The 25,941-nt window shown below is 52.9% G+C and carries 22 protein-coding genes; 20 read left to right on the top strand and 2 right to left on the bottom strand.

The features are described from left to right. Nucleotides 1–398 precede the first annotated feature (398 nt). Together AC6I8L_RS05295 and AC6I8L_RS05290 are read left to right on the top strand one after the other, a co-directional pair. Nucleotides 399–1,022: a response regulator gene (locus AC6I8L_RS05295; RefSeq protein ID WP_034828290.1), complete on the top strand. Its 624-nt coding sequence runs from the start codon at nucleotides 399–401 to the stop codon at nucleotides 1,020–1,022. Between the two features lie 49 nt (nucleotides 1,023–1,071). Then, nucleotides 1,072–4,638, top strand: coding sequence for an ATP-binding protein (locus AC6I8L_RS05290; protein WP_236699743.1), 3,567 nt, complete (start codon nucleotides 1,072–1,074; stop codon nucleotides 4,636–4,638). 13 nt (nucleotides 4,639–4,651) lie between these two features. Here the strand turns inward: AC6I8L_RS05290 and AC6I8L_RS05285 are convergent, their stop codons facing one another. Next, on the bottom strand, nucleotides 4,652–5,278 hold the full coding sequence (locus tag AC6I8L_RS05285) for a response regulator (protein ID WP_058960820.1): 627 nt from the start codon (nucleotides 5,276–5,278) through the stop codon (nucleotides 4,652–4,654). A 250-nt stretch (nucleotides 5,279–5,528) separates the two neighbouring features. Further along, entirely contained in the window at nucleotides 5,529–6,413 is an 885-nt protein-coding gene (locus tag AC6I8L_RS05280) for an alpha/beta hydrolase (protein ID WP_058960821.1), read from the bottom strand. A 102-nt stretch (nucleotides 6,414–6,515) separates the two neighbouring features. Here AC6I8L_RS05280 and AC6I8L_RS05275 point away from each other — a divergent pair, with 102 nt between their 5' ends. From AC6I8L_RS05275 to AC6I8L_RS05190, 18 genes are all read left to right on the top strand, one after another. After that, nucleotides 6,516–7,445, top strand: a complete 930-nt coding sequence (locus AC6I8L_RS05275; RefSeq protein ID WP_058960822.1) for a LysR family transcriptional regulator — start codon at nucleotides 6,516–6,518, stop codon at nucleotides 7,443–7,445. A 60-nt stretch (nucleotides 7,446–7,505) separates the two neighbouring features. Beyond that, on the top strand, nucleotides 7,506–7,682 hold the full coding sequence (locus AC6I8L_RS05270; RefSeq protein ID WP_167347120.1) for a hypothetical protein: 177 nt from the start codon (nucleotides 7,506–7,508) through the stop codon (nucleotides 7,680–7,682). Between the two features lie 367 nt (nucleotides 7,683–8,049). Further along, nucleotides 8,050–8,658, top strand: coding sequence for a type VI secretion system protein TssL, short form (gene tssL, locus AC6I8L_RS05265; protein WP_236699744.1), 609 nt, complete (start codon nucleotides 8,050–8,052; stop codon nucleotides 8,656–8,658). Nucleotides 8,659–8,694: 36 nt separating this feature from the next. After that, nucleotides 8,695–11,079 (top strand): type VI secretion system Vgr family protein, encoded by a 2,385-nt coding sequence (locus AC6I8L_RS05260; RefSeq protein ID WP_058960825.1) that lies wholly within the window; start codon nucleotides 8,695–8,697, stop codon nucleotides 11,077–11,079. Nucleotides 11,080–11,081: 2 nt separating this feature from the next. Further along, on the top strand, nucleotides 11,082–11,825 hold the full coding sequence (tla1, locus tag AC6I8L_RS05255; RefSeq protein ID WP_058960826.1) for a toxin Tle1 chaperone Tla1: 744 nt from the start codon (nucleotides 11,082–11,084) through the stop codon (nucleotides 11,823–11,825). Nucleotides 11,826–11,831: 6 nt separating this feature from the next. Next, entirely contained in the window at nucleotides 11,832–12,344 is a 513-nt protein-coding gene (gene tli1a, locus AC6I8L_RS05250) for a Tli1a family immunity protein (protein ID WP_072226561.1), read from the top strand. Continuing rightward, nucleotides 12,329–12,868, top strand: a complete 540-nt coding sequence (gene tli1a, locus AC6I8L_RS05245; protein ID WP_082678125.1) for a Tli1a family immunity protein — start codon at nucleotides 12,329–12,331, stop codon at nucleotides 12,866–12,868. Before tli1a (AC6I8L_RS05250) ends, tli1a (AC6I8L_RS05245) begins: the two co-directional genes overlap by 16 nt. Continuing rightward, a complete protein-coding gene (locus AC6I8L_RS05240; RefSeq protein WP_058960827.1) occupies nucleotides 12,853–15,162 on the top strand; it encodes a T6SS phospholipase effector Tle1-like catalytic domain-containing protein in 2,310 nt (769 codons plus the stop codon). Before tli1a (AC6I8L_RS05245) ends, AC6I8L_RS05240 begins: the two co-directional genes overlap by 16 nt. After that, nucleotides 15,159–15,422, top strand: coding sequence for a PAAR domain-containing protein (locus tag AC6I8L_RS05235; protein WP_034828274.1), 264 nt, complete (start codon nucleotides 15,159–15,161; stop codon nucleotides 15,420–15,422). Before AC6I8L_RS05240 ends, AC6I8L_RS05235 begins: the two co-directional genes overlap by 4 nt. Continuing rightward, on the top strand, nucleotides 15,419–16,555 hold the full coding sequence (locus AC6I8L_RS05230) for a KPHS_23130 family T6SS system protein (RefSeq protein WP_058960828.1): 1,137 nt from the start codon (nucleotides 15,419–15,421) through the stop codon (nucleotides 16,553–16,555). Before AC6I8L_RS05235 ends, AC6I8L_RS05230 begins: the two co-directional genes overlap by 4 nt. Next, on the top strand, nucleotides 16,536–19,871 hold the full coding sequence (locus AC6I8L_RS05225) for an ImcF-related family protein (RefSeq protein ID WP_058960829.1): 3,336 nt from the start codon (nucleotides 16,536–16,538) through the stop codon (nucleotides 19,869–19,871). The genes AC6I8L_RS05230 and AC6I8L_RS05225 overlap by 20 nt, the downstream gene beginning before the upstream one ends. Before the next feature lie 95 nt (nucleotides 19,872–19,966). Then, on the top strand, nucleotides 19,967–20,392 hold the full coding sequence (tssJ, locus tag AC6I8L_RS05220) for a type VI secretion system lipoprotein TssJ (RefSeq protein WP_236699745.1): 426 nt from the start codon (nucleotides 19,967–19,969) through the stop codon (nucleotides 20,390–20,392). Next, nucleotides 20,389–22,173: a type VI secretion system baseplate subunit TssF gene (tssF, locus tag AC6I8L_RS05215; RefSeq protein WP_058960830.1), complete on the top strand. Its 1,785-nt coding sequence runs from the start codon at nucleotides 20,389–20,391 to the stop codon at nucleotides 22,171–22,173. Before tssJ ends, tssF begins: the two co-directional genes overlap by 4 nt. 2 nt (nucleotides 22,174–22,175) lie before the next feature. Beyond that, a complete protein-coding gene (gene tssG / locus AC6I8L_RS05210; protein WP_058960831.1) occupies nucleotides 22,176–23,189 on the top strand; it encodes a type VI secretion system baseplate subunit TssG in 1,014 nt (337 codons plus the stop codon). 188 nt (nucleotides 23,190–23,377) lie between these two features. After that, entirely contained in the window at nucleotides 23,378–24,124 is a 747-nt protein-coding gene (locus tag AC6I8L_RS05205) for an HNH endonuclease signature motif containing protein (RefSeq protein WP_058960832.1), read from the top strand. Nucleotides 24,125–24,394: 270 nt separating this feature from the next. Next, nucleotides 24,395–24,721, top strand: coding sequence for a hypothetical protein (locus AC6I8L_RS05200; RefSeq protein ID WP_072226563.1), 327 nt, complete (start codon nucleotides 24,395–24,397; stop codon nucleotides 24,719–24,721). Between the two features lie 103 nt (nucleotides 24,722–24,824). Continuing rightward, nucleotides 24,825–25,031 carry a helix-turn-helix transcriptional regulator gene (locus tag AC6I8L_RS05195; protein WP_058960834.1) on the top strand — a complete coding sequence of 69 codons (207 nt, stop codon included), beginning with the start codon at nucleotides 24,825–24,827 and terminating at the stop codon, nucleotides 25,029–25,031. Between the two features lie 90 nt (nucleotides 25,032–25,121). Beyond that, entirely contained in the window at nucleotides 25,122–25,712 is a 591-nt protein-coding gene (locus AC6I8L_RS05190) for a hypothetical protein (protein ID WP_058960835.1), read from the top strand. Nucleotides 25,713–25,941: the final 229 nt, after the last annotated feature.

The raw sequence follows: 25,941 nt of genomic DNA, 5'->3' as shown, positions 1-25,941 counted from the left end.
TAACTTTACCTTCAGGTAAAATTAAACCCAATCTAAACAAGGTCACACTTTGTCTTTCCGACGAGAGACTCTGATTTCTCGTCTCGCCCCGATAAGACCACTACCTGCACACCTTAACATTTACCCTCAGTGATAACTTTTATACTGCTTTCACGTCGAACTCATCACCTCAACGCCCAGTGAAATCACTAAATTTAAACGACTCATCGCATAATTAGAAAACTGATTAAAAACTATAGTAAATATATAAATTACACGTCAGGTCATGATATTTATCGCATCAGGAAAACCTTACAAAATAATTATTTGCGCCATTTAAACTTTACTCTTAAAATCTGCTAACCAATGAAACCAATCCTTATGAATATTCTATTCACCGCAATAAACAGGACAGCCATATGAAGGAAGTTCTTATCGTTGATGACCATCCGGTGGTTCGGATGGCATTAAGACTGCTGCTTGAAACGGATAACATGAATGTGGTGGGCGAAACGGATGACGGATTTGAAGCATTAGCGCTTACCAAGAAACTGTCGCCGGATTTGATCATCGTGGATATCGATATGCCTTCTTACAACGGCATCGATCTGGTACAGAGGCTGCGCCACAACGGCTTTAACGGCGGTATTCTGGTGCTGACTGGCAAAGACGTTGACCACTACATCAAACGCAGCGCCACTGCCGGTGCCGATGGCTTTATTAGCAAACGCAATAACATGACCGAGTTGCACGACGCTATTCGCGCGATTAATGCCGGATATGGCTTCTTTCCTTTAAATCGCCGACGTCAGGGGTTACCGGATGATATTCAGGAAGACAAAAATAAAATTGCCGGCCTCTCCAGCAAAGAATTGCAGGTGCTGGTGTATTTATCCAAAGGAATGAAAGTGGTGGAAATGGCACAGCGGATGAAAATCAGTGATAAAACCGTCAGCACTTATAAACGCCGATTAATGGAAAAGCTCGACATTCAAAATATGGTCGGCCTTTACGAGTTCGCCAAACGCAATAATATCGCCTGACAGAGTGATGGTTAAATTACTCCTCCTGATAGGCCTGATGCTCTGTCTGATGAGTCAGCCAATCAGGGCGGAAGATCCCCGCATCATGCAGTTGGTCAGCCGTGAACAAAATGTCCTGCTGACCTTTGATCTGCCCGACAACGACTGGCGCTGGCTGGGCGAAAAGCGCGAAGTCAGCGTCGCCATTTACGCGCCTGAAAATCCCCCGTTCGATATGGTCATTGATGCCAACACGCTGGAAGGAATTTCCGCGGATTACACCGCTTTAGTCCTGCATTACCTCGGTTTGCACATCAACACGCACTATTACAGCAGCCGCAGTGCGGCGCTTGATGCGCTGCAGCAAGGCAAGGTCGATATGCTGGTGGACAGCGCGGGCAGCCCGGAACCCACTGGCGAAGAACTGCTGTTGAGTACCCCGTTTGCCTCTGATTATCCTGCGATGGTGTCACGCGATAACATCATGTCTGAAATGAGTGATGATAATTCGCCGATGCAAATCGCCATGCCGCGAGGCTACCTGAGCGATGCCTGGATCGAGGCGCGCTATCCGGAAGCGAAAATCACCCGCTATCCTTCTGCGCTCAGTGCGTTGGCATCTTTAGCCTTTGGCGAAAACGACTACTTTATTGGCAATCTCAACACCGCCAACTACCTGATTGAACGCAACTACGCCTCAACGCTGTCCGTGATACGCATTTTTGAGCCCACCGATGCCGGACCGCGCTTTGTGTTGCCCATCCGCAATGCGCCACTGTTTCGGGGCGTCAATGCGGTGCTGAACGCCATTCCCTTGCAACAGCATAAAGCCATCTTCCATCAATGGGTGCAAAGCATGCCGCCGATGATGGCGGCACCGCCTCTGCAACTCACTGACCGTGAGCGACGCTGGCTGGCTCAGCATCAGACGCTGCGCGTGGTGATGAACCCGCTCGATGCGCCTTTCACGCTAAAAGATCGGCACAACAAATTTAACGGTATGACTGCAGACTTACTGCGCCTGATCCACCTGCGCACCGGTATCGACTTCACCATGGTGGAGGCCTCCTCCGTCAACGCGATGATCGACCAGTTGAGCCGCCATGAAGTTGAGCTGATTGGCTCGCTGGCCCACAGCCCGCAGCGTGAAGCGCGCGCCCTTTTCTCTCACCCTTATGTGTTGCCGCCGTATGTGCTGGTGAGCAAAAACACGCTGGGTGCGCCCAAATCACTCAATGACACCGACACGCTGGCGATTACGCCCCAGCATGAACTTATCGGCTGGCTGAAGGAAAATGTCCCCCACATCAAGTTGGTCACCGTCGAGAACGCCAGCATCGCGCTGCAGATGGTTAACGAAGGCCGGGTGGATAGCGCGGTGAATAACCTGATTGCCGCGCGCTACATGATCGATCGTTACTTCAGTAATCGCCTCCAGATTGTTTCACGCCTCGGGGAAAATCCGGCGCGGATTGCCTTTACCGTGGGGCGCGATAATCCGGAACTGCTAAGCATCCTGAACAAGGTGCTGGCGACCATCCCGCCGCGCGATATCTCGCTGCTGGCGATGAAATGGCAGGGCACGCCCGATGTTAAACTCGATACATGGATGGCGTATCGCCACGAATTCTACTGGCTGGCCGGGATCTTCGCGGTGCTGGTGATCACCTCGCTTTTCTGGAACTACCATCTGCATCGCGCGGTGCGTCAGCGTAAAGAGGCGCAGGCGCGACTGCAGGAACAGGCCACCTTCCAGAAAACCCTGTTCAACGGCACGCCGGTGCCGATTTACGTCATTGACCACAAAGGCGAGATGACCAACAAAAATCCGGCCTGGAGCCAGTTCTTCAACGATCCACACTCCAATATCAGCCAGCTGCCACTCAGCGACAGCGCGCACCCGTTGCACGCCATCTGCCAGGCGCAAATGGCCTTGCTGGCGGAGCAAACCTCACTGGAGATGGCACCGCAGCGCGGCCAGATCGATAACGGCCACGAACTGCGTGATGTCATCCACCGCGCAGTGGCGTTTCGCGATAATCACGGCAACATCGCCGGAATGATTTGCAGCTGGCAGGATGTGACGGAACATGAACAACTGACCCGCGATCTGCTGCAGGCCAGCGAGCGCGCCGAACAAGCTAACCGCACCAAAAGTACCTTCCTCGCCACTATGAGCCACGAAATCCGCACGCCGATCAGCGCGATTATTGGCTTACTGGAGCTGGCGGTCGCCAATCGTCTGCAACAACCGTGCGATAAAGAATCGGTGCGCGTGGCCTATGAATCCGCGCAATCGCTGATGGGGCTGATTGGCGATATCCTCGACATGGCGAAAATCGAATCGGGCAAGCTGGAACTGTCGCCGGAATGGGTGCGCTTCGATACCCTGGCCGAACCGGTGGTGCGCGTGTTCGAAGGACTGGCGCGCCAGAAAGGATTGCTGCTGCACTATCAGATTGATGTGCTGCATCCGGACGAACTGCTGTTGGATCCGATGCGTCTGCGGCAAATCCTCTCAAACCTGATCAGCAACGCCATCAAATTCACCGAGCGCGGCACGGTGGAAGTACAGGTGCGCAGCAAACCTGGAGAAGGCGATCGCGCTACGTTGGAACTCACGGTGCAGGATACCGGCATCGGCATCAGCGAAGAGGATCAGCAACTGATATTCAATCCTTACGAACAGTCCGCATCGGGCAAAAAACAGCGCGGCACCGGACTTGGATTGGCGATTTGCGAACAAATGGTGGCGATGATGGCGGGCAGCCTGACGCTGCACAGCCAGCCGGGGCGCGGCACCCGCATCTGCGTGCGCATTCCGGTAGATTGCCGTGAAGCGGTCAGCGTGCCAGTGGAACCGATACGCCAGCAGGATGCCTGTGGCCTGCCGTTAACCATCCTGACGGTGGATGATCATCCTGCCAACCGCTTGCTGCTGAAACGCCAGCTCACCCGACTGGGACACAAAGTGATTGAAGCCGAGGATGGCGAACAGGCGCTGTGGTTGTGGCAGGAAAACCAGATTGATTTGGTGATCACCGATTGCAGCATGCCGGTGATGGATGGCTTTACCCTGACGCGCGAACTGCGCAAGAAACAGCGTGAACCGCTCACCATTATGGGACTGACCGCCAACGCGCAGCCGGAAGAGCGTTCCCGCTGCCTCGAAGCGGGCATGGATGACTGCCTGTTCAAACCGTTGCGTCTGCCGCAGCTGGAAGCGCTGCTGCAAAAGGTGCCGCGCCCTGCTGCTGTGCCCTATCCCGGCCATGTCGCGCTGAATCATCTGCTCGATCTTAACGCCCTGCGCGAACTGGCTCATCAGGACAACGAGATGCTGCAGCGCCTGCTCAGCGCCACCCGCGATGAGAATCTGCAGGATATGCAGGTGGCCTGCGCCTGTTACGACAATCGCGACTGGCCCGCGCTGGAGCGCAGCCTGCACCGTCTGGCAGGTTCGGTGCAGATCATCGGTGCCATATCGATTGCCGATCAGTGCCGCGAATTAGAACAAGCCTGTAGCGCCCCAGCCGATGAACGCCATCTCAGCCAGATGCTCGATAAAACGCTGGGCTGCGTGCAAGTGTTAAATCAGGCTATCGAAACCTTTCTCAAAGACGAGTTCAGCGCATGAACTGCCGAGCGTCTCAATCCAGATTGTGCCGCTGGGCAAAATCAAGCACATCCACCAGATTCTTTAACTCCAGCTTCATCATCAGCCGGCTTTTATAGGTGCTGACGGTCTTATCGCTGATGTTCATGCCTCGCGCGATATCCACCACCTTCTCGCCGCGCGCCAGCTGCCGCAACACATCCAGCTCTTTCGGCGACAGCTCGTCAATCTTGCGCTGGTCGCTGTTTTCATCCTCAAGATGCAAGCCCTGACGCGCACAATTCATCGGGAAAAAGGCATATCCTTTGCTGATTGCGCGAATCGCATCTTTCAGCTCGGTTAACTCTTTGCACTTACTGATAAAACCATTGGCACCCGCCATGGCACAGCGGCGGATATAGTGCTCGCTGTCTTTGCCGGAGAGCACCAAAATCCCCCTCTTGTGCCCGCTCTGGCGCACGCGCTTGATGACATCGATACCGTTGAGCACCGGGATATCGATATCAATAATCACTAAATCCGGCTGCAGTTTTTTCACAAACTTTATAGCCTGAATGCCATCGCCCACTTCTCCTACGACTATCCGATTGTCTTGTTCAATGACTAGCTTGAGCGCTAATCGCGTGATTGGATGATCGTCAACAATCAGTACCTTTTCCATTTTTCACCCCATCCCGCATATTGACCGAGAAAGTAGAGCGGCTGGGTGAATTGACGTGCGTCATTAACCGTCAGGCATCAGCGCCAAATTGACTCGCCTCTGCCTCGCCAGCCCCCCTCTTCGGAAACGATCCCTTAACGGTTATATCGGTGGATGTGGCGGTTGCTAAAATAAATGTGATGGGGGGGATGAGAGGATGGATTTGTGCCCGGCCTGTGTTGCGGGAATCACTGGCCGGGCACATGAAGTGTTACTGATGCTGGCGAATAAAACGGGCGGCGATATCCAGTGCGTGACGTGCGGCATCCAGGCGGATGTCCCGCTGAAATACGTGGTGCATTCCCTGATAGATATCCAACTGCACTTCACCGCCCTGCTCAGCGAAGTGAGCCGCTAAGCGCGTGGCGTCATCCAGCAACAGTTCTTCGGTGCCAACCTGAATCATCAGCGGTGGTAACTGACGGTACTGCGCAAACAATGGCGAGGCGCGTTGATCCTCCGCCGATGCGCCCTGCAAATAAGCCGCAGCAGCATCCCGCAGGATCGATGGCTGGAAAATCGGATCGCGCGTATTGGGATCGTTAAACGAAGCGCCGCTGAAGGTCAGATCGGTCCATGGCGAAAACAGCACCGCAGCACGGATTTTCTGCACCAACTGCGGATGTTGCAGCGCCACCAGCGACAGCGCAGCACCGGCTGAATCCCCCACCAGCGCGATATGTTCAATGCCGCTGTCGACCAGCCCGTTGAGTATCTCAATCACCCTGTCCGGCGCGGCCGGGAATGGATGTTCCGGTGCCAGCGGATAGTCCAGCACAAAGGTTGAGTAGCCGGTGCGCACCGCCAGCTGGCTGGCGAATCCGCGATAGGCCTGCGCGCTGCCGAGCATATAAGCTCCTCCATGAATAAACACGATAACCTGCTCGGTGCGCGCCTCCTGCGGATGCAGCCACCAACCCGAATCCGCGACGTGCTCTAAGTGCACATCTGCTTCCAGCGGTGTCTCCGCACTCATCTCGTCATAATACTCGCGCATCGTGCCGCTAAAGTGCTCGCGATGCGCTTGCTGCTCGGCCAGTGATTGCTGCACCTGCAAACGATCGTGTTCAGTTAAGGGATGCTGAGTCATGTTCATGTGTTTCTCCGATAATGTGGGTGTGGAGAAACCTTATGCCATTCCAATTTTCGCAACTAGCTGGCTTAATGGAATACCTTCTATTCCCATCAGGACTACGTAATGGATCGACTTGATGCTATCCGGCTGTTTCTGCGCGTGGTCGAGTGCGGTAGTTTCTCCGCCGCCGCCAAAGAAGCCGGTATCGGGCAATCTGCGGTCAGCAAACAGATCGCCGCACTGGAGAAGCAGTTCAATCACCCTTTACTGAAACGCTCCTCACGCGGCATTGCCCTAACCGACGCAGGCCGAACCTTTTATGACGGCGCACTGCGCCTGCGCGATGAATTCGACCAGCTAGAATTAAACGTTAAATATGGCGCAGATGAACCGGCTGGCACGCTGCGCATCTCAGTGGCACCGGTGTTTGGCCGCTTCTACATCGTGCCGCGTCTGCCCGCGCTACTGGCGCGCTATCCTGCGCTGAATGTGGAGCTGCGCGTCTCCGAGCGACATGTGGATTTGATTGAAGAAAATATCGATGTCGCCATCCGCCACGGCGAACTGCAGGATTCTGCGCTGACACAACGCAAGCTGGCCAACAGCCCGCTGGTCACGGTGGCGAGCCCGGATTATCTGGCGAAGTATGGCGTGCCCACCTCACCTGCCGAACTGAGTGAGCATCAGTGCATCTCGTTCAATGCCGGTCGGGGCATGCATCCGTGGCGATTTGTGGGTGAGAACGGTAAAGCGTTTACGCTGATGCCTCAAGGCCGGTTTCAGAGTAATGATGGTGAGCAACAGCGTGCCGCGGCGCTGGCGGGATTGGGGATTACGCAGTTTCCGGCTTGGTTGGCAGGACCGGATTTGGCTTCGGGGGCATTGGTGCCAGTGTTGAGGGAGTTTGCGGTGGGATCGATGCCGGTGAGCGCAGTGTTCGCAACGAAGCAGACGGCGAATAGCAAGGTAAGGGTTTTTGTTGAGTATATGCTGGGGACGTTGTATGAGGATTTGCCGTTGGTGGCTGGGGATGAATCAGGGAGGTTAGTGTGAAGCCTACTTTGGAAGAGGTGATTGAGTTTGTGCGTGAGTTTTCGGGGGGATCACAAGTCTGTGAATACTGAGCATACCCTGCTGGATGCTGATCTGGGTATTACCGGAGATGATGGAGTTGAGCTGCTGGAGGACGCGGAGAAGAAGTTTGGGGTTTTGTTTGTTACCGAGGAGAGATCGTTTCAGGAGATTTGTAAGATTGGAGAAGTGAATATCATGCAGGAATTCCGTTTCTGAATGGAGCAGGAGTTTGGGTCAGAGTCACGGGATCACTCCACTTCGATAACAGGATGTTGTCAAGAGGAACGTTTGCAGTTAGTTAAAAAGAGGATTTGCGGAAGAAAAATATACTAAAAATTGGATCTGTAAATTTGATCAACTATCACCTTGTGTAATATCATCAGTCGCACTGAAGTATGGGTGTTAATCTGATTGACGCGCAGCCGAAAATTAAACTTCTAAGCATGTTAGAAGTCAGTAAAGACAACACCATTCAATGAAATTTGTGATTGTGATAAGGGATTAATAACACTTAGGAGTTACCAGGATGGTACCCACAACGTCTTCCGCCTACAACATCAAAGCCAGTACCCTCGATACGCTCATGCAGGATACCTGGCTGCTGGCGCTCTCTGTCCGAAACGGACAATCCATAACGATTGACGATGCACTTTATCAGCGTTGTTTCAGCATGGTCCAACAGGTCCAGGATAAACTGAGTACGGCGGGTGCAGCGGCCTCTCTCCGCGAAGAAATCAAATTTGCACACTGTGTCTTTCTTGATGAACTGATCATGACCATTCCAGACGCTGATATTTCAGCCTGGTGGAAGCGCACACCTTTGCAGGGGCATTTTCTCGGCCATCTCAACGGTGGCGAGCATTTCTACGAACGCATCAAAAAGCTGCTTCGTGAACCTGCAACAGCAGAAGCCGCCGTCAGCTGCTACTACAGAATGTTGCGCTTTGGCTATACCGGAAAATACCGAACGGAAGACGATGAGGAGCGTCAGTCACTGGTGCAGCAGCTAAAAGCGCTGTTGCCTGAGCAGGCTGGATCTCCCGACTCAGCGGTCATTATCCAGCGATCAAAACACAAAACATCTTTCTGGCAGCGTTCTCCCTGGCTTATTCGGGGCAGTGTGATGGTTGCCATCATTGTTGCCACTTTCATCATGAACGGCCATCTGCAATATCTGCTTGGAAGAGGGTAGGTATCGGGCCAGCAAATTTCAGGAAGGAATCTGTAAATGGGTAAGAAGGATTTTGTCATTCAGGGCGGAACGACGCCGGTCTACAACCACTATCAACTGAGCATCCCGGCGCTGAAAAATCAGCATCCGGATATTCAACTGTCGGTGCTGCGTTTCAGCGGTGAAGAAGCGCTGAACACGCCGTGGTGCTACACGATTGAAATGACCAGCGCCAGCCGGGATATCCCGGCAGATATTCTGATTAACAGCACTGCTCAGCTGCTGTTTTATCCTGATGGTCAGCCCTGGCAATCGGTTGAGCCACGCATTCTGCGCGGGGTGATTACCGCCTTTCGGCAGTGTGAATCTTCTGCGGATGAAACCCGCTACGTGGTGACGCTGGAGTCCCGTCTGGCGCTGCTGAGAAATAGCCTTACCTATGCCGTTTATCAGCATAAAAGCGTGCCGGGCGCGCTGGAGGACATACTCAAACGCTGGGAATTCTCCTCTCTGGATTACCATTTTCGCCTGAACAGCCGTTATCCGGCGCGTGATTTTTACATCTCCTATGCGGAGAGCGATCTCGCGTTTATCGAACGCCATCTTGCACGCATCGGCGTGTTTTACTACTTCGCATGGGATGAGGAAAATCACCGGGATGTACTGGTGCTGGGTGACAATTCACGCGCTTATGGCGCTGATCAAAGCATCGCCTTCCGTCATCCTTCCGGGCTATTCGATGGCGGACAGGAATCACTGTGGGACATATCAGTTAACCGCCAGTCAGTAGCCGCCAGCACCAAACTTAATGATGAATACTATCTCGATGCGCAAAATGACATGCAGGCGCAGGTAGAAACCGATCCTGACAAAATCGCCTTGTCGGGAACGCTGTATCGCTACGGAGAACATTACCTACAGCAGGGTAAAGAATATCAGGAGCAGCCGGAACAGGGGCAATGGTTTGCAAAGTGCCGTCAGGAACGCTTAATCACCGAGCAGGTGACGTTTACAGGCATGACCAATGCCATGGACGTTCGTCCTGGCGCGGTGATTTCGCCACAAGGCAAAGAGTGGCCTGATGCACCGGATGGTCTGCTGGTGGTTTCGACCTCTTCAAAGCGCATCTCACGCGACACGGCATATGTTATTCGCTTTACTGCCGTACCGGTGCGTGCTCGCAGCACTTATCGCCCGCCGCTAAAAACCTGGCCGCACATCGCAGGAACGCTGCTGGCACGCGTTACCAGTCCGGTCAGCAACGCGCAGTATGCTGAGCTTGATGAACATGGCCGCTATCGAGTGCGTTTCCAGTTTGATCTGAACGAAACATGGCAGGCCGGTTTTGAGAGTGTGCCGGTGCGACTGGCGAAGCCATATGCTGGTAACGTTCACGGTTGGCACTTCCCGTTGATAGCCGGAACGCAGGTGATGATTGCTTTCACCAACGGCGATCCTGACCGGCCCTACATTCTTTGCTCAATGCATGACTCGCGCCATGCGGATCACGTCAATCTTTATAATTATCAACGCAATGTCCTGCGGACACCGGCAAACAACAAGCTCAGGTTCGAAGATCGCCGGGGTTATGAACATGCCAAGCTTTCGACGGAATTTGGCGGCAAAAGTCAGTTGTCGTTAGGTCACATTGTTGACAACGCACGTAATAAGCGCGGCGAAGGATTTGAGCTGCGCACTGACAGCACCGGTACGCTGCGTGCTGGTAAAGGCCTGTTCCTGACAGCAGATGCACAGACAACGGCGACGGGTCAGGTGCTGGAGATGGCTCCGGCAATCAGCCTGGTAAAAGGCGCGCTAAGCCAGATGAATGACTGGCAGACCATTACCCAGTCTCACCACAACCTTCAGCCCGATGTTTCTCACCTGAGCGCGTATCTGACTGCAGCCGAACAGCTCAAATCCCCCTCCATGTTGCTCAGTGCCCCGGAAGGAATTGGTGCCGTCAGCCCCAAAAGCATCCTGCTTAACTCTGGCACAACCCTGCATCTGCAAAGCCAGACGGAAACCAGCATTGCCAGCGGCAAACGTGTGCAGGTCAACGCCAGTCAGGCCATTTCGCTGCTGTCGCAGAAGGAAGGCATTCGCATGGTGTCGGGCCAGGGACCGCTAACGGTCGAATCGCACGGCGATACTCTGAGTCTCACGGCGATGAAAGATATCAGCGTGCAAACCGTTCAGGGTGAACTCCGTCTGACCGCCAAAAACGGCATCGTGCTGGGCTGCGGCGGCGCAACCATCAGGATCACGCCGCAGGGCGATATTCAGATCCATTCGCCAGGTAAAACCAGCATTCGAGGCGTGCATGTCTGGAATACGCCTGCCAGCGAAGAGACGCAGTTACCGGAACTGCCAAAATCGGTGTGTAAAGAGTGCCTGAAAAAAGCGCAGGAAGCCGCTCTGGCTTTCGCGCCGAGGGGATAACCATGACCAGTAAAGATAACGAATTGGCATGGTTAAAACAGGCCACAGCTCTGTGTACTGTTGCCGGACAGGACTATATCGACGTGCTAGTTGATCAGGCAGGTACTGATCAACCGTTGCAGCAGGCGCTGAATCAGATTAACCCACCGCTGCGCTGGTTTGCACTGTTTGAGGGAACGCCTGAAGCAGCAACGGAAGAGTATTCCCCGCTGGTGATGCGACTGCATTTTAGCGTTGCCAGCCATCAGCGCTGGCTGGAGCAACTGGTGCAGCACTTTTCCGCTACGCCACGACTCACATTTCTGATATCGCCACTGGCATTCGATCTGCTTACCACTCATTTGCAGGCACTTTCGCAGGTTCAGTGGGAGGAACAGACCGGACTGCTGCGCTACTACGATAATCGCGTTTTTCCCTCGCTGCTTGAGCATGTCCTGACGGCGGAGCAGCAGACTGTTTTCACCGATATTGCGCTGTTCTGGAGCTGGCGGGATCGTGATGGCGAGGCTGTGTGGAAAACCGGCACCTGGACACCTTATCGACAACTTGCTGATGCCCCGGAGATGAGTCGCATCAGCGATGCACAGGTTGAGGTAATGGGATGTATCAGTGATGCCGAGATGTTGATGAAGGGGCAATCAGCCCTGCCGCTTTTGCAAGAAGCACATTTTACAGATTGCATGGCAATAGCAATGCGGGCAAGCAAGGCGGGTTACATCGGCGATTTGGCAGATTTTAGGGATTGAAATGTAATGAAGAGAATTTTGATAAGTTGCTCATTACTTCTTTTATCGATGATGGCTGGCTGCTCGCAGGCAAGCGGTGATGACAATTATACAGCTGGTGATCTTCGAGCGGTCAACCATGTCGAGGGACAGGGTATAAATGGGTTTTCGGTGAATGGATACCATGTTCCAGGTTTAGGTGGGGGATATTGCTGCATCATGCTTCCTGAGAAGTGGACGCCTGAATTGAAAGCTCGGGTGGAGTGGGAAGTTGACCCTCATACTGCACCGCCGCCACCCAGTTATAAAGATTGGGACAATTATCTAGTTTGGGAAAAGGAGCTGAAAAGCAGTTTTAAGCAACATAGTGCCATCGTTAACATTCCGCGGTATGGCAAGGAGCGATGTGGTTTAACTGTGCACTTCCTACCCTGTAATCGGGTGAAGGTCACAACGGTTTGTTCCGGATATGGCACTGAAAACTATCCATTCAAAGAACCGCTAAATATGAAGGAGCCTGCGGCATGCCCAGCAAATTAAAAATTAATTTGATGATAAATAAATTAATTATCGGGTTTTCATGGCTGGCTTTATTTACGCTTTCCGCTTGCTCGCAGGCAAGCGGTGATGACGGCTATACAGCTGGTGATCTTCGCGCGGTCAACCACGTTGCGGGGCAGGGTATAAATGGGTTTTCGGTGAATGGATACCATGTTCCAGGTTTAGGCGGTGGATATTGCTGCATCATGCTTCCTGAAATATGGACTCCTGAATTGAAGGCTCGGATTGAGTGGGTGGTTGACCCTAATCCTAATGTGATTCTACCTCCATTGGGGACTGATGAGTTCCGTAAGGCCTATGCGCAACATAAAACTAATTATCAGCAACATAGTGCCTTCGTTAATATCCCTCAATATGGCAAGGAGCGCTGTGGATTAACGGTGCACTTCCTGGTTTGTAATCAGGTGAAAGTGACAACCGCATGCTCTGGATACGGTACATCAGGCTACCCGATTAAAGAGCCTCAAAACATGAAGGAGCCTGCGACATGTTCCGTGAAATGAATTTAGCGCTGCCTTGTTTCGCACCACCACTGTTCCCTGACAATGGTCGCTTGCCGCTAAGCGAAGCGCAAGTTAATGCCAATTATAAAAAGCAGATTCGCGAAGAAAGTGATTATCGGGCCAGTCTGGCTGAAGAAACCGGGAAGAAAGGTATCATCCCTTGCTGTAGAAGCCTACATATCAGCTTATTTTTTGATGGTACGGGAAATAATGAAGAGAACGATACGCGTATAGCTAAACCATCGCATCCGACCAATATTGCTAAGTTATATCACGCGACATATGAGAACGCTGAAAGTGATGGCTATTTTCGCTACTACATCCCAGGTGTTGGCACACCATTCCCTAAAATCGGCGAAATGGATTACAGCAATGACGGTCTGGCTTTCGCCGCTGGTGGAGAGGATCGAATTAACTGGGCGCTGCTGAGATTGGTGGATGCTTTGACTTATGCCGTCACTAAAGGGGCTAAACGGCTTGACGATAGTGTGGCGAAAGGAATGCTGCCCAGTATGCAGGTTCGCGGAGCTTTTTCTGGGGAGGTGAATCGACGTAATGCGATTAGCCCCTTGTTAAATGCCCTGGAAAGCCAGACAGCGCAAACCCAGCAGCCCCATATTCTGGGTATTAAGTTATTTATCTACGGATTTTCCCGTGGGGCTGCCGAGGCGCGGACTTTTGTTAACTGGTTAACCCAGTTACCCGACCCCAAATTAAAAAACGAACATCTCAAACTTGCTGGTTTACCGATCAGTATTGAGTTTCTGGGGTTACTCGATACGGTGGCGTCTGTTGGCGCTGCTCATATTTTACCGGGGGCCGCAGGTCATATGAGCTGGGCGAATAATAGTCAGCAGTTACCTGATGAACGTAAATTTCCAGGGTTGATTAAGTGTTGTCGTCATTTCGTTGCCGCACACGAACAGCGCTTATGTTTCCCTCTTGACTCAGTCCGCCGCCCCGATGGCAGCTACCCGGCCAAAACTCAGGAGGTCCTTTATCCCGGGATGCACTCAGACGTTGGTGGCGGTTATCCTCCTGGAGACCAGGGGAAATCATGCAACGGCACGGGTGAAATTTTATCGCAAATTGTTCTTCACGATATGTATGCTGCGGCATTTGATGCAGGTGCACCATTGTTAGTTTTGCCTAATAGTATCTCTGCACTCATAAAGGACATTTCTCCGTCACGAACAATGTCTCCTGACTCACAAGGAGAATTCGACTTCAGTAAAACACTGGTCAAACGCTTTAACATCTGGCGTCAAACCCTGCTCAACACCACCCTGCAAGGCAGCGAGGAGACGGTAGATAAAGCGGAAGGTTATCGCGCCTATCAACTTTCGCAGACACTTGAAAGTGCACTGATCGATCAGATTGGTTGGATCACCGCGTGGCGCATCGGCCGCTACGCTCACGGCAGCATGCTTCCTCAGGGCGATAAATTTGCCAACAGTTTCTTTAACCAGGCACCCCAGCTAACTCCTGAAGGACTAAAAAAAGAAGCGGAAGAACACAAAGCGGCAGTAGAAAACCTTAAGTCACGGCGAGCAGAGGCTAAAAAGAGTCGCTTGCCGATGAACGAAAGTTTGCAGGGTAAACCCGATCTTGATCCTACTAACGCACAATATCAGCTCCGCGAAGCTGCTCGTGAATTCCAGCACGACTATAAACTGTGGCGGCGAGATATCAATGGTGGCTGGATAGATAAAACCGCGCAGATCGTTCTGGATGTGATCCCCAGGCACGCCATCTTCCTGATCAACGGTGACGATGAAGACGCGGAATACGCGCAAATGAAAGCCGATGGCGATCGCCGTTATCCGCAATTGTTTATCGATAAGCTGGGCACCGGCATTCGTACTCAACCACGCGCGGACTTATTAGCCCTTTATGATGAACAAATTCACGATTCCCGCGCCTGGTTTATGCAAAGTGCGCTGGGAGGACGTGAACCCTGGGGCGGATATTTCCGCTATCGCATGATTTATTGTGGCAACCAGACCAATAAAAACCTTCGCCTGATATCCGTCGAAGGCAAAGTCATCAATGCCGCGCCAACCTCGAATAACGTCATCTATTTTATCGAGCCGAAAACCGCTTCTAACAACGTGACTTATAAAGTCAAAGATATGGCGAACGGTGTCGTTCATACACTTACTCCACCAGAGGTAACGACCCAACCAGGTACCGCCGTTGCTCTGGCACGCACCAATGTGGTTAGCGAGCAGCACCAGGCCATGATGGCCTCTGCCCTCGACATCCTGAAATCATCAGGAGCGAAGGTGGTATGACGCTTAAAAAACTGGTGCGCGTTGGCGATACGCTGAAACCGCACGGCGGCGAAGTGCTTACCGGCAGTTATGATGCTTTTGGTAAGCCAGTAGCCTGCGTTGATGACAAAGCGAAGTGTAATCAGCATGGCATGACCAGCATCATTCAGGGAGCATCCGACAGCACGGTAAACGGTAAACCGGTGGCGCTGGATGGTCACAAATGCGCCTGTGGTTGCACGCTGGTTAGCTCGCTGCCGGATATGGATGTATGCGGATGAATTCGCCACCAATCTGGCCTGACTATGCTGCAATTCCTGCTGTGCGCTGGCGACGCTGGTGGATCGCGTTACCTGTACTGCTATTTTTTTCGGCGATAGTAACGATTATGCTGTGGCCGGAAGGCAAGCCAACCCGTGTGCCGCTCTTCTGGTTTGGGGCATTAGTTCTGCCGCTACTTTGCTGGTCGCTGGCCGTAGCACTGCGCTGGCTGGTATGGCTGCAGGGTATGGATAACAGCGCAACGCATTATGCGGAAACCTCGCAGGCAACGGAGACGTGGTGGCGTAAGCGCAGTCAGGCGCTACCGGTTGAAGCCGTGCTGCTGGTGACGCCGGTCGGAGAGGATGTTGCCGAACATCTGGCGCTGCTATCCCGGCCTTCAGATGCACCGCAACCGGTGATGGATGCCAGTGGAAACGCGGCGCTTCGTTGCCCGCTGGTGCTGAATGGCATCGGCAATCGCCCGGCAATGCTCGCGGCGTATCTGGCTCACCGCCTGGTGGCGCATCTGCGTCAGACCAGCGAAACGCGTCTTTTCACGCACTTCTGCTGGCTGGGCGATGATGCTGGCCTGTCTCCCTTTCGTGAAACGTTGCGGCGTGAAGGCGTTGTTCTGCCTGACGAAACCCTCAGCTTCGAAGCACGTACTGGTGCAGACAGCCTGATTAACCTTATCGCTGAATCACCTTCATCATTGTTGCTGTGTGCCGGAAGCGGTGAAGGTCAGCCTGCTGACATCAATGTCACAGGCGAAGCCGCGTTTGCCTGGATCTGCTCTGCGCAGGGAACAGCTTTATTGCACCGTTCAGAAAGCTGGCAACCGGCTCAGGCAGGAATAGCCGAACAAGCAGTAATGCAACTTACTCGCTATGCCGGGCTGGCTGATGTGCCGGATCGGGTGATTGCTGCTGACACACCGGCGATGACAGCACTGATAGATGGCGGTTGGTCGGCACTGGAGCATGTGCTTGCCGCATGGCTCGGCAATGCCGGAGAAGTCACGCCTTACACATTACGGTCGCTGGCGCTGCTTTCAGCGCTAAACGGTCAATCCTGCGGCTGGATCGCCTCAGATATGGAATCTCAATACATTACAGGAGTTTGCGTTCCCCGTGGAAACCTCCCGCACTAATTCCCGCCATTCGCTGTTCTGGCTGGTTTGTGGCTATCTCATTGCCATCACCTTGCTGGTGCTGATCGGCGCCGGGCTTTATTACTTTATTGGTCGCAGCCTTGATTTACCTGAAGCGCTGCCGCGCCAGATTGCTTTCTGGTCATTCATGGTCTGGCTGGCAATGGTGTGGTTCTGCCCGTTGTTTATTCTCGCCTGGCGCGGATTGGTGCGCCTCAGCGCCCGCGAAGTGACGGGCATAACAGGCCCCCGGAAACAGCGCCCAGCTGAAAATCAGCGGGTGCAGGACATCATCACGCAGATGCGTTATCAGTATCGATGGCGCTGGCGCAGCCGGGTGCGCATTCTGCTGGTGGTTGGCGATGAGCATCTGGTTGAGCAAAGCATTCCTGGCCTGACAACCCAGTACTGGCTGGAAGGACACAATACGTTGCTCATCTGGCACGGCAATCCACAGGATGAGCCCGTTCCCTCTGAGCTTAAAGCGCTGCGTAAAATTCGCCGACAACTGGCGGATGCCGTCATCTGGGTCGTGAGCGCAGAAGCGGAGATAGAGCAGGATTTGCTGGATACCACGGCGCGGCAGATGCAGAAACGCTATCGCCTGCTGGGACAGGATATCCCGCTGTGGCTGTGGGAGGTTCATACCCCTTCGCAACCGGGATCGCCCGAACAGGGTGTGGGCTTCATTATTGCGCCGGGTGAATCGACTGAAGATTATCGCCACTCGCTTAACGCGCTGGAACACCAGTTAGTTGAACGCGGTATGCAGCAAATCGATCATCAGCGTCAGCACAGTTTTCTGCTGGAACTGGCGCAGATGCTACGCAGTGGCGGCATCAATCGACTGACAACAACATTGTCACAGCTTGGCGAAGGCGCATGGGCGCTGCCGCTGGCAGGCGTTGTGCTCAGCCAGCCGCTGACTGCCGGAAGTGCTTCCCTGCGCCACGCCTGGCAACCCGGAAAAGCCTGGCGCGATCTACTGGCACAGCGCTGGCGCAGACCTGTCACCAATGGGGCGTCATGGCGAAAAACAGGACTGATGGTTTTCTCCTGCCTGCTGGCAGCGTGGATGGCCTGCTTAGTTGTTGCCTGGATTGCCAATTATCGCCTGATTCAGACCGACCAGCAGCTCGCAGCCGCTGCAACCGATACCCGCCAGCCTCTGCGCGAGCAGCTTTTCGCGTTGCGGGAATTGCAGAAAGAGATCGAGCGGCTGCAATATCGCCAACGGTACGGTGCGCCCTGGTATATGCGCTTTGGCCTCAGCCAGAACGATGCCTTACTGAACGCGCTGTGGCCGCAGTGGCAAAAGGCAGCCATGCCGCTGCTGCGTGATGCCTCCGTGCAGCGCCTCACCACGTTGATGACCAGCTGGCGCAACCTGCCACCCGACAGCCCGCTGCGATCGGATGACGCCAGAAGCATGTATGACCTGCTGAAGGCGTATCTGATGCTGGCCCATCCTGACAAATCAGATTCGGCATTTTTTAGCAGTACGCTGATGAAGATCTGGCAGCTGCGCAGCGGCATTAATGATGCCAGCTGGCGCAATCAGGGCGGCGATATGCTGGCCTTTATGATGAGCAATCTGCCCGCGCATCCCGCGTGGCGAATCGAGCCGGATATGCGGCTGGTCAGCAGCATGCGCTCTGCGCTGTTGCGCCAGATTGGGGCCAGCAATGCCGAATCCACCCGCTACCAGAAGCTCATTGAGCAGGTATCGCGCGACTATACCGATATGACGCTCAGTGAGATGGTCAGTGGCACCGACAGCAGCATGCTGTTTACCACCGATGAAACCGTACCCGGCGTATTCACACGCAAAGCATGGGAAGAAGACGTGCAACCTGCAATTGAGGAGGCGGCAAAGGTTCGGCGTGACGAAATTGACTGGGTGCTGAGCGACAGCAAACCTACCAGCAACGATGATGTTTCTCCGGAGACGCTGCAGGCCCGGCTGACAGAGCGCTATTTGTCTGATTACGCCGCAGCCTGGCTGAAGTTTCTCAACAGTATTCAGTGGCAGCGGGCTGAAAGCCTGTCGGAATCTATCGAACAGTTATCTCTGCTGGCGGATGCGCGTCAGTCGCCGCTGATTGCGCTCATGAATACCCTTAACATTCAGGGCCGAACCGGGCAAACCGGCGGCAATCTGACCGATTCACTGGTGAGTTCGGCGAAGAATCTGCTCAGCAGCGATAAAACCAGCGCCATCAATCAAGCGCAAATCGCAAAGGGGCCGATGGATGCCACCTTTGGCCCGCTGCTGTCACTAACTGATACGAATGCGGCGGCGAAAGAGAGCCTCAGCCTGCAAACCTTCCTGACCCGCATCACCCGTGTTAGCCTGCGCCTGCAGCAGGTTACTAACGCACCGGATCCCCAGGCCATGATGCAGTCGCTGGCGCTGACAGTGTTTCAGGGCAAAGCCGTTGATCTCACCGACACCCGCGATTACGGCAGCCTGATTGCCGCCAGCCTCGGCCAGGAGTGGAGCGGCTTTGGTCAGGCGGTATTTGTGGAGCCAATGGTGCAGGCCTGGGAGCAGGTGTTAAGCCCAACGGCAGAAAGCATCAACAGCCAGTGGCAAAGCGATATTGTGACACCCTGGAACGAAGCCTTTGCCGATCGCTATCCGTTCGCTAGTCGGCAGAGCGATGTCTCCTTGCCGCATCTGGCGCAGTTTATGCGCACCGACACCGGACGCATTGCGCAGTTCGTCAACGGACGCTTAGGTGGTCTGCTGCGTCTGGAAGGTGATCGCTGGGTGCCGGATGCGATGAACAGCCAGGGACTGATCTTTGATCCGGCTTTTCTGGTGGCGCTGAACAAGCTGACGCGCATCGCGAACGCGGTTTTTGTCAGAGGCGATGTGGAGCTGCATTTCCAGATGATGACAAAGCCTTCCCGCGATGTAGTGGAATCTGAACTGACGGTAGACAGGCAGAAACTGCAATATTTCAACCAGGAAGAGAGCTGGCAGATGCTGAACTGGCCTGATAACCGCTGGCAGCCTCAAACCACGCTGACCTGGCGCAGCGCCAGAGCAGGAACCCGCCTTTATGCCGATCATCCGGGAAGTTGGGGGTTGATTCGCCTGTTGGGTAAAGCTCGGATCACTGAGCTGGGTAGCAACATGTATCGCGTAGTCTGGCCGACGCCGGATGGCCTGTCGCTTAACTATCAAATACGCACGGAACTGGGTAACGGCCCGCTGGCGTTACTCGATCTACGCGGTTTCAGTCTGCCAGCAAGGATATTCGTTTCTGGTCCGACTAATGATGCTGCTTTGTCGGGAGGTGAAGGATGATCTCTCGCCTCACCTACGCCTTATTGATTTGCCTCTCAGCTTTGCTGATGAGCAGTTGCGGTGCCTGACAAAAAACCAAACAGGGCACGGCGAGCGTGGCAAAAGCGGTGTTTTATCGCCAGGTGGAAACGTTGCATATGACCTTCACCGCTCGCGCAGCCATCAATCAGGATGATGCTCAGCAATCGATGCCACTGCGCCTGGTTGTGCTGCAACTCACAGACCGCCAGCGCTTCGATAACACCGAATACAACAGCTTGCTGACGCAGCCTGACCTCGTGCTGAAAGAAACACTGGTCGCACATCGGCAGCTCAGCATTACGCCGGAGCAGAGCGTTAGCCTGGATATGCCAATGGAAAAGCAGGCGCAGTTCGTCGCGGTTCTGGGCTTGTTCCGCCAGCCTGACAGAGAGCGCGGCACATGGAAACGAGTATTGAGCCGCGAGGAGCTTGATCCGGATTCACCTCGCACGATTGAAGTAAGGGATAACACCCTGAGCCTGCTACCGGAGCAGAAATGAAAGATCATGAATTTCTGAAGTATTTCGACAGCGAAATGCGTTATCTGAAGGCAGCGACGCAGGAGTTTGCCGGGCAATATCCTGAAGCGGCGCGGCGATTAGGGTTGGACGGAATGTCTCTGAAGATGGATGAGTCGGTTGAACAGTTGTTTCAGGGCTTTTCACTGATGATGGCGCAGATGCGACGCAAAATTGATGACGATATTCCGGAGCTGACAGAGCCACTGCTCGGGCATCTGCTGCCCGTGGTGAATCGCACTCTGCCATCTATGTCAGTGGTAGAACTGACACCCGATATTGTCGCTCAGGTGCGTGATGAGGTGGTACCGGAAGGCACGACGCTTCCGACACGCCCGATGGATATCTCTGGCCTGTGCTGCCCTTATCGCACCACTGATGTGTTGAAATTACACCCATTGATGTTAGGTCATGTCACCACATCGTTTCACCCTGACGGGCACCAGATGATCTCCCTGCGGTTTACACTCAGCCCTCAGGCCGATCCGAGCCAGATCGATCTCAGCGATATTCCGCTTTATATTCACGGGGATCGCCCTGTTCAGTCGCTGCTATACCATGTGCTCACCCGCCATCTTCGCAACATCACTGTTAGTCTGCCGCAGAGTGATAACCACGATCCGCAGCCATTTCATGGTGGCATTAGCGTCCGCTGGCAGCAGCACTGGCGGTCAGTCTGGCCTGAAAGCGATAGCCCGGCACTCTGCGGCGAAGTTCGCCCACTGCTGGAATACTTCAGTTTCCCGGCTCGCTACGCCTTCTTTACTCTTACCGGGCTCGAAACGCTTCCTTTCAGTGAAAGCTGTCGGCAAGCAATTCTCGATATTCATCTCAGCCAACCGCTTCCACGTGATATTTCGTTACCAGAAGACGCGCTGCGTATTCACTGCGTTCCGGTGATTAACCTGTTTACGTTGAACGCAGAGCCGCTGAAGGTGAAGCCTGCTGTGCTCGACTACCGTCTGCGCCCTCACCGACTTCGAGATCAGCATACTGAGATCTACAGCGTGGATGACGTTGCCGCCAGCGAAACGCTGGATAAGCGGCGCTACGTGCCGTACCGACACTTCCGGCAAAGAGGCGGTATGTTGCAACGCAAGGAGTCGTGGCCGGAGCGTTATTTTCATACACGCATCTGGCGAGGCGTCAGTGGCCTCTATGAAACCCTACTGATGCTGGGCGGGGATGCGAGTGAGGCTGATCGGAGAGAAGATGATGCTACGCTGTTTATGAACATCACCTGCACCAATGGTAACTATCCGCGCATGGCGCTGGAGAAATCGATATTTGATGGAAGCGCGGTCACCGGCAACCTGGCGTTGCAGTGCAAAACCCGTCAGCCAACTTCCATGCCTCATTACCCACCAACCAAACAGCTGTATCAGTGGCACCTGATGTCACTACTTCACCCACGAGCTCTTAGCCAGATGATAAATGATGCTGCAAGCCTAAGGGCCGTGCTGGCGTTATTCAACTGGAGCGATGACGAAAACAACCTCCGCCGCATCAATGGTATCCGCCACGTTAGCTGGCGTCAGGACTATAACTCGTCGTATCACTGGCACGGCGTGCGCATCCGTGTGGCGCTTGATGAAACGCAGTTCAGCGGAACCGGTGATGCCCGCTTGTTCTGCGAGCTGCTGGAACAGTTCCTGACGCAATACGCCAGCGTGTTGCGTTATACCCAGCTTACGGTATTACTGACCGCTTCGGGCACCGAATGGGCCTGGCCGGAGCGACGTATTGACAGGGTGCTGATGTGAGCATGGAGAACAAAAAAAACAGCCAGCCGCTGCCACCGTTCTGGCTGGACGATAAAGGTCGTGACCAGACGGCGCGGTTTAACTTTTATCGATTCTGCCAGTTGCTGGAGCAGACGACCGACAGCCGCCTTGGCACGGGCCGCACGCCGGAGAGTGATCCGGTGCGATTTCGCCCCAATCCGCATCTGGGCTTTCCCGCCGGGGAGCTGAAACGCATGGAAACTAACGCTGACAATCCGGATGCCGCGCCGACGGTCAGAACCAACTTTTTCGGCTTATACGGTGTGGATTCGCCACTGCCGACGAGCATCATTGACGACATCAATCAGGGCCGTGAAGGTGCGGATGCGATGGCAGCGTTTCTGGATATCTTCAATCATCGGTTGATGTCGCAATTTTACCGCATCTGGCGCAAGTACAGCTATCCGCCCACCTTTGAGCCGGGTGGTATGGATACGGTTTCGCAAAGCTTGATGGCCCTGACCGGCATCACCCATAGTGGCGATCAACCCTCATCACGCCTATTGGCAATACTGAAACCTCTGCTGCATACCACGCACACCGCTGAAGGTATCGCTGCGGTGATCAGCAGCCAGGCACCGAACACAAAAGTTGAAGTTTTCGCCCACCATCCAGTGACGATGGCAGTGGCAAAACGCGCCCGGCTCTCGCTGCGCGGCGGCATGACACTCGATCAGAATCCGATACTGGGCAATGAAACTCGCGTGGCTGATTATTGCTCGCGGATTGAGCTTTCCACCGATGATCCCGAAGAAGCGAAGGGCTGGATGCCTGACGGGCAACTCCGCCAGGACGTGATGGCGCTGCTGCGCACCTATCTGGGCTGTGACTATGATTTGCGCTTCTGGCTGACGGTTCCGACCCGATTACTACCGGTGCCACGTCTGGGTGATACGGGATTGTTCAATGGGTACAACATAATGTTGGGGCTGAGGAAAGATAATCTGGATAAAATGCCTGAAAGTACCAGGATTCGGGTGGGTAGGTTGCGGTAAGTAAATGTAAATATTGGGCAAAGTTAACCTCAGTCCCTGTGGATCAATTTATAACAGATAGTGATATTAGGAGATGAATTGTTAATGGAATTATTTGATCCTAATCATAAATCCGGCTCCATTCAGAAATAAATTTCCGTAATAATGTTCCCTATCTCGACTGAACAACAATCAAAAGGAATATGCTGATGACACAACGCTATACACCAGAACAAGCTGAGCGGATGAAGAAAAGGAGGTGTTGGGTATACGTGGATGGCGAGCGTTTCAGTAGCGCTGCAGCAGCGAATAAACACGTAGGCGTTAATATTTTCCATGCAGCTTGGCGTGCAGATCTTATTTCTGAATCTGGCGGGGAGGAAATGAAGATAGGAGACAGAACAAAGTCAGTCCGGCGAGGAAATCATATTGTTTTTCTGGAGCGCCGGGACGACCTGTCGGATAAATCCGTCCGTGACTATCAAGCAGCGCGCAGGAAGTTGTTGAATGCTGGTTGGCGAAGCGATGAGCTTGATGAAATGGAAAATGGCGAGCTTTATACGCATTATAGAAGCGAGTTAGAACTCGAGAGGCTCTCTGTACCGCATTTTTCTGGATCTGAAAAAAAGTACACTAGAGCTGAGATCCGCCCAGCACAAGGACGCTTTAGGCGCGAAGTGATGTCAAACTGGGAAAATCAATGTGCCATCACCGGTACACGGCTAGCCCTTGAGGCTGCACATATCGTTAGTCACGCAAGCGGTGGAACTGCGAGCATAGAAAACGGAATTTGCCTCGCTGCAGATTTGCATACGCTTCTGGATTCAGGCCATCTGCTTATTCTTGAAGGTATTACTCGCCTGTCAGATGAAGCTAAAAATGACCTTCGCTATGCGGCTCTAGAAGGAACTGTGCTACGAACCTCACGCGTCAAAGTCCATTTTCCGACAATTTAGTGAACATTTTTTTATAAAAGTAGGAACGTCCTTCCTTTATGACTACGATGCATCGAATGTGAAGATTTTACTGAGGAGAGAACATGTATTGAAACAAATCGCTGCACGAAATTAACGTTCTTTTGTAGATAGCGCACCCGCACCTGTACTCGACTGGGAACTCAATCCGATGTTAAACATCCTTGCAGGTGAAAATGATAAATGGGAGCTCTGTATCGTTGATGTTACGCCTAAATCGATAACAACGGCTCAGAAGTGTCTAGATTATCCGTGGCAATTCATCATCACATTCACGCTGTATTTTATGCAAATGGTCAGACGCATCAGAAAAGCTATCCCATCTCAAGGCTCATTGGTGGCTTGTGGCAGCAACTTACTAATGGTGACGGTTTTTTCCATATATGTGAACCTCAAGATAAATTTGAATTCAATCTTGGAAAGGTTGTTGACCATCGTGATAAATCCGCCATTAACGGAATCAGGTATGTAATTAGCTATCTGGCAAAAGATGAACAGAAACCTTTCGGGGTGATTTCAGGTTGCAATGTGCCATTACCACCCAGCAGACGTGGAAGGCCACGTAACACGAAATTATGACTATCTGAATTAAGGTCCCTATTTTTTACATGAGAACCCAGTGATATGCCGGAGAGTATGCGTGAATCGTTTTCCGGCCCCTTATCAACTGGAGCCACTCACCATGACCACAAATCCAAACGTACTTGACGATCAATTCGTCACTATGGAATTCATTACCCATTTAACTGGCCTGACAGACAAATGGTTCTACAAGCTGATCCAGGAAAATCACTTCCCTAGACCAATCAAATTTGGCCGAAGCTCACGATGGTTAAAAAGCGAAGTGGAAGGCTGGCTTAATGAGCGCATCAGACACTCTCGGCACTAACTTATCCAACCCGAAACACTTATCCGTTGAAAATTTATTAGGTGACATCGAAAGCATATGTCACCTAAATACTAATGAGAAAAAAGCACTGTGAAAGAATATAAAACGCGCTATGAAGAGATTCTTAAATACTACCAAACCTGGTTGATGGATTTTTCTAAGCTCGCCGTTCGACAAGGAATGTGCCACCAGAACATTTATTTCTCGCATCACCTTATGATAGGTTGCTTAAAGTTCCCCAAAAAGGAACCTATTAATGCTGTTGTTCCACAGTGTCTGCACAAGATCATTTTTGGCCCACTTCTGGAGAAACCGTCACCTTCATTGGATGACCATAATGTTAGTTTAAGTATGCAGGAACATCTGCTGGTTCATCATCCAATGCTTGAAGGTGTCTTACTCTCTGAATGTGTTCGCTTGAAACAACACTCACTAACCAAGAAGCTAATCAGCCTGTTTCAACAATTTAGTGGCACAGAAATACGCCTCAAACTTGTCTGGCTGTGCTGGTACGATTTGATGTTAGGAAATGATCTAACCGACTGGATTGAAAGTTTAAAATTCAAATCAGAGCCAGAAATTATTGTATGGATAAACAACCGGCAAGCTGAAAACGAAGCACTCACCAGCGCAATGGATGAGTATGTCACCTTCGCTTGTCGTACGGTAGTCGCTCTATAAATTCATGCTTACCTTTAGCTGGATCGTTGATGGCAGTAGCGGCAAGGCACTGACCTTCTCTCCGTTGATTAATACCCCTGAGCTTAAAGAGGATCGGGGCAATTCGCCGGGACTTGTGGGAAAATTTTCGCATTCTTCATCGCCTATTGCGTAAGCTGATTAAGATGGGATGTTGCTCCCGTGGGAAGGAAAGTGAGGTAAGGAGGTGACTAGAGGAAAAAATTGAATT

Source organism: Type-E symbiont of Plautia stali (genome assembly GCF_059731115.1).
This window is presented reverse-complemented; position numbering and strand designations above follow the sequence as displayed.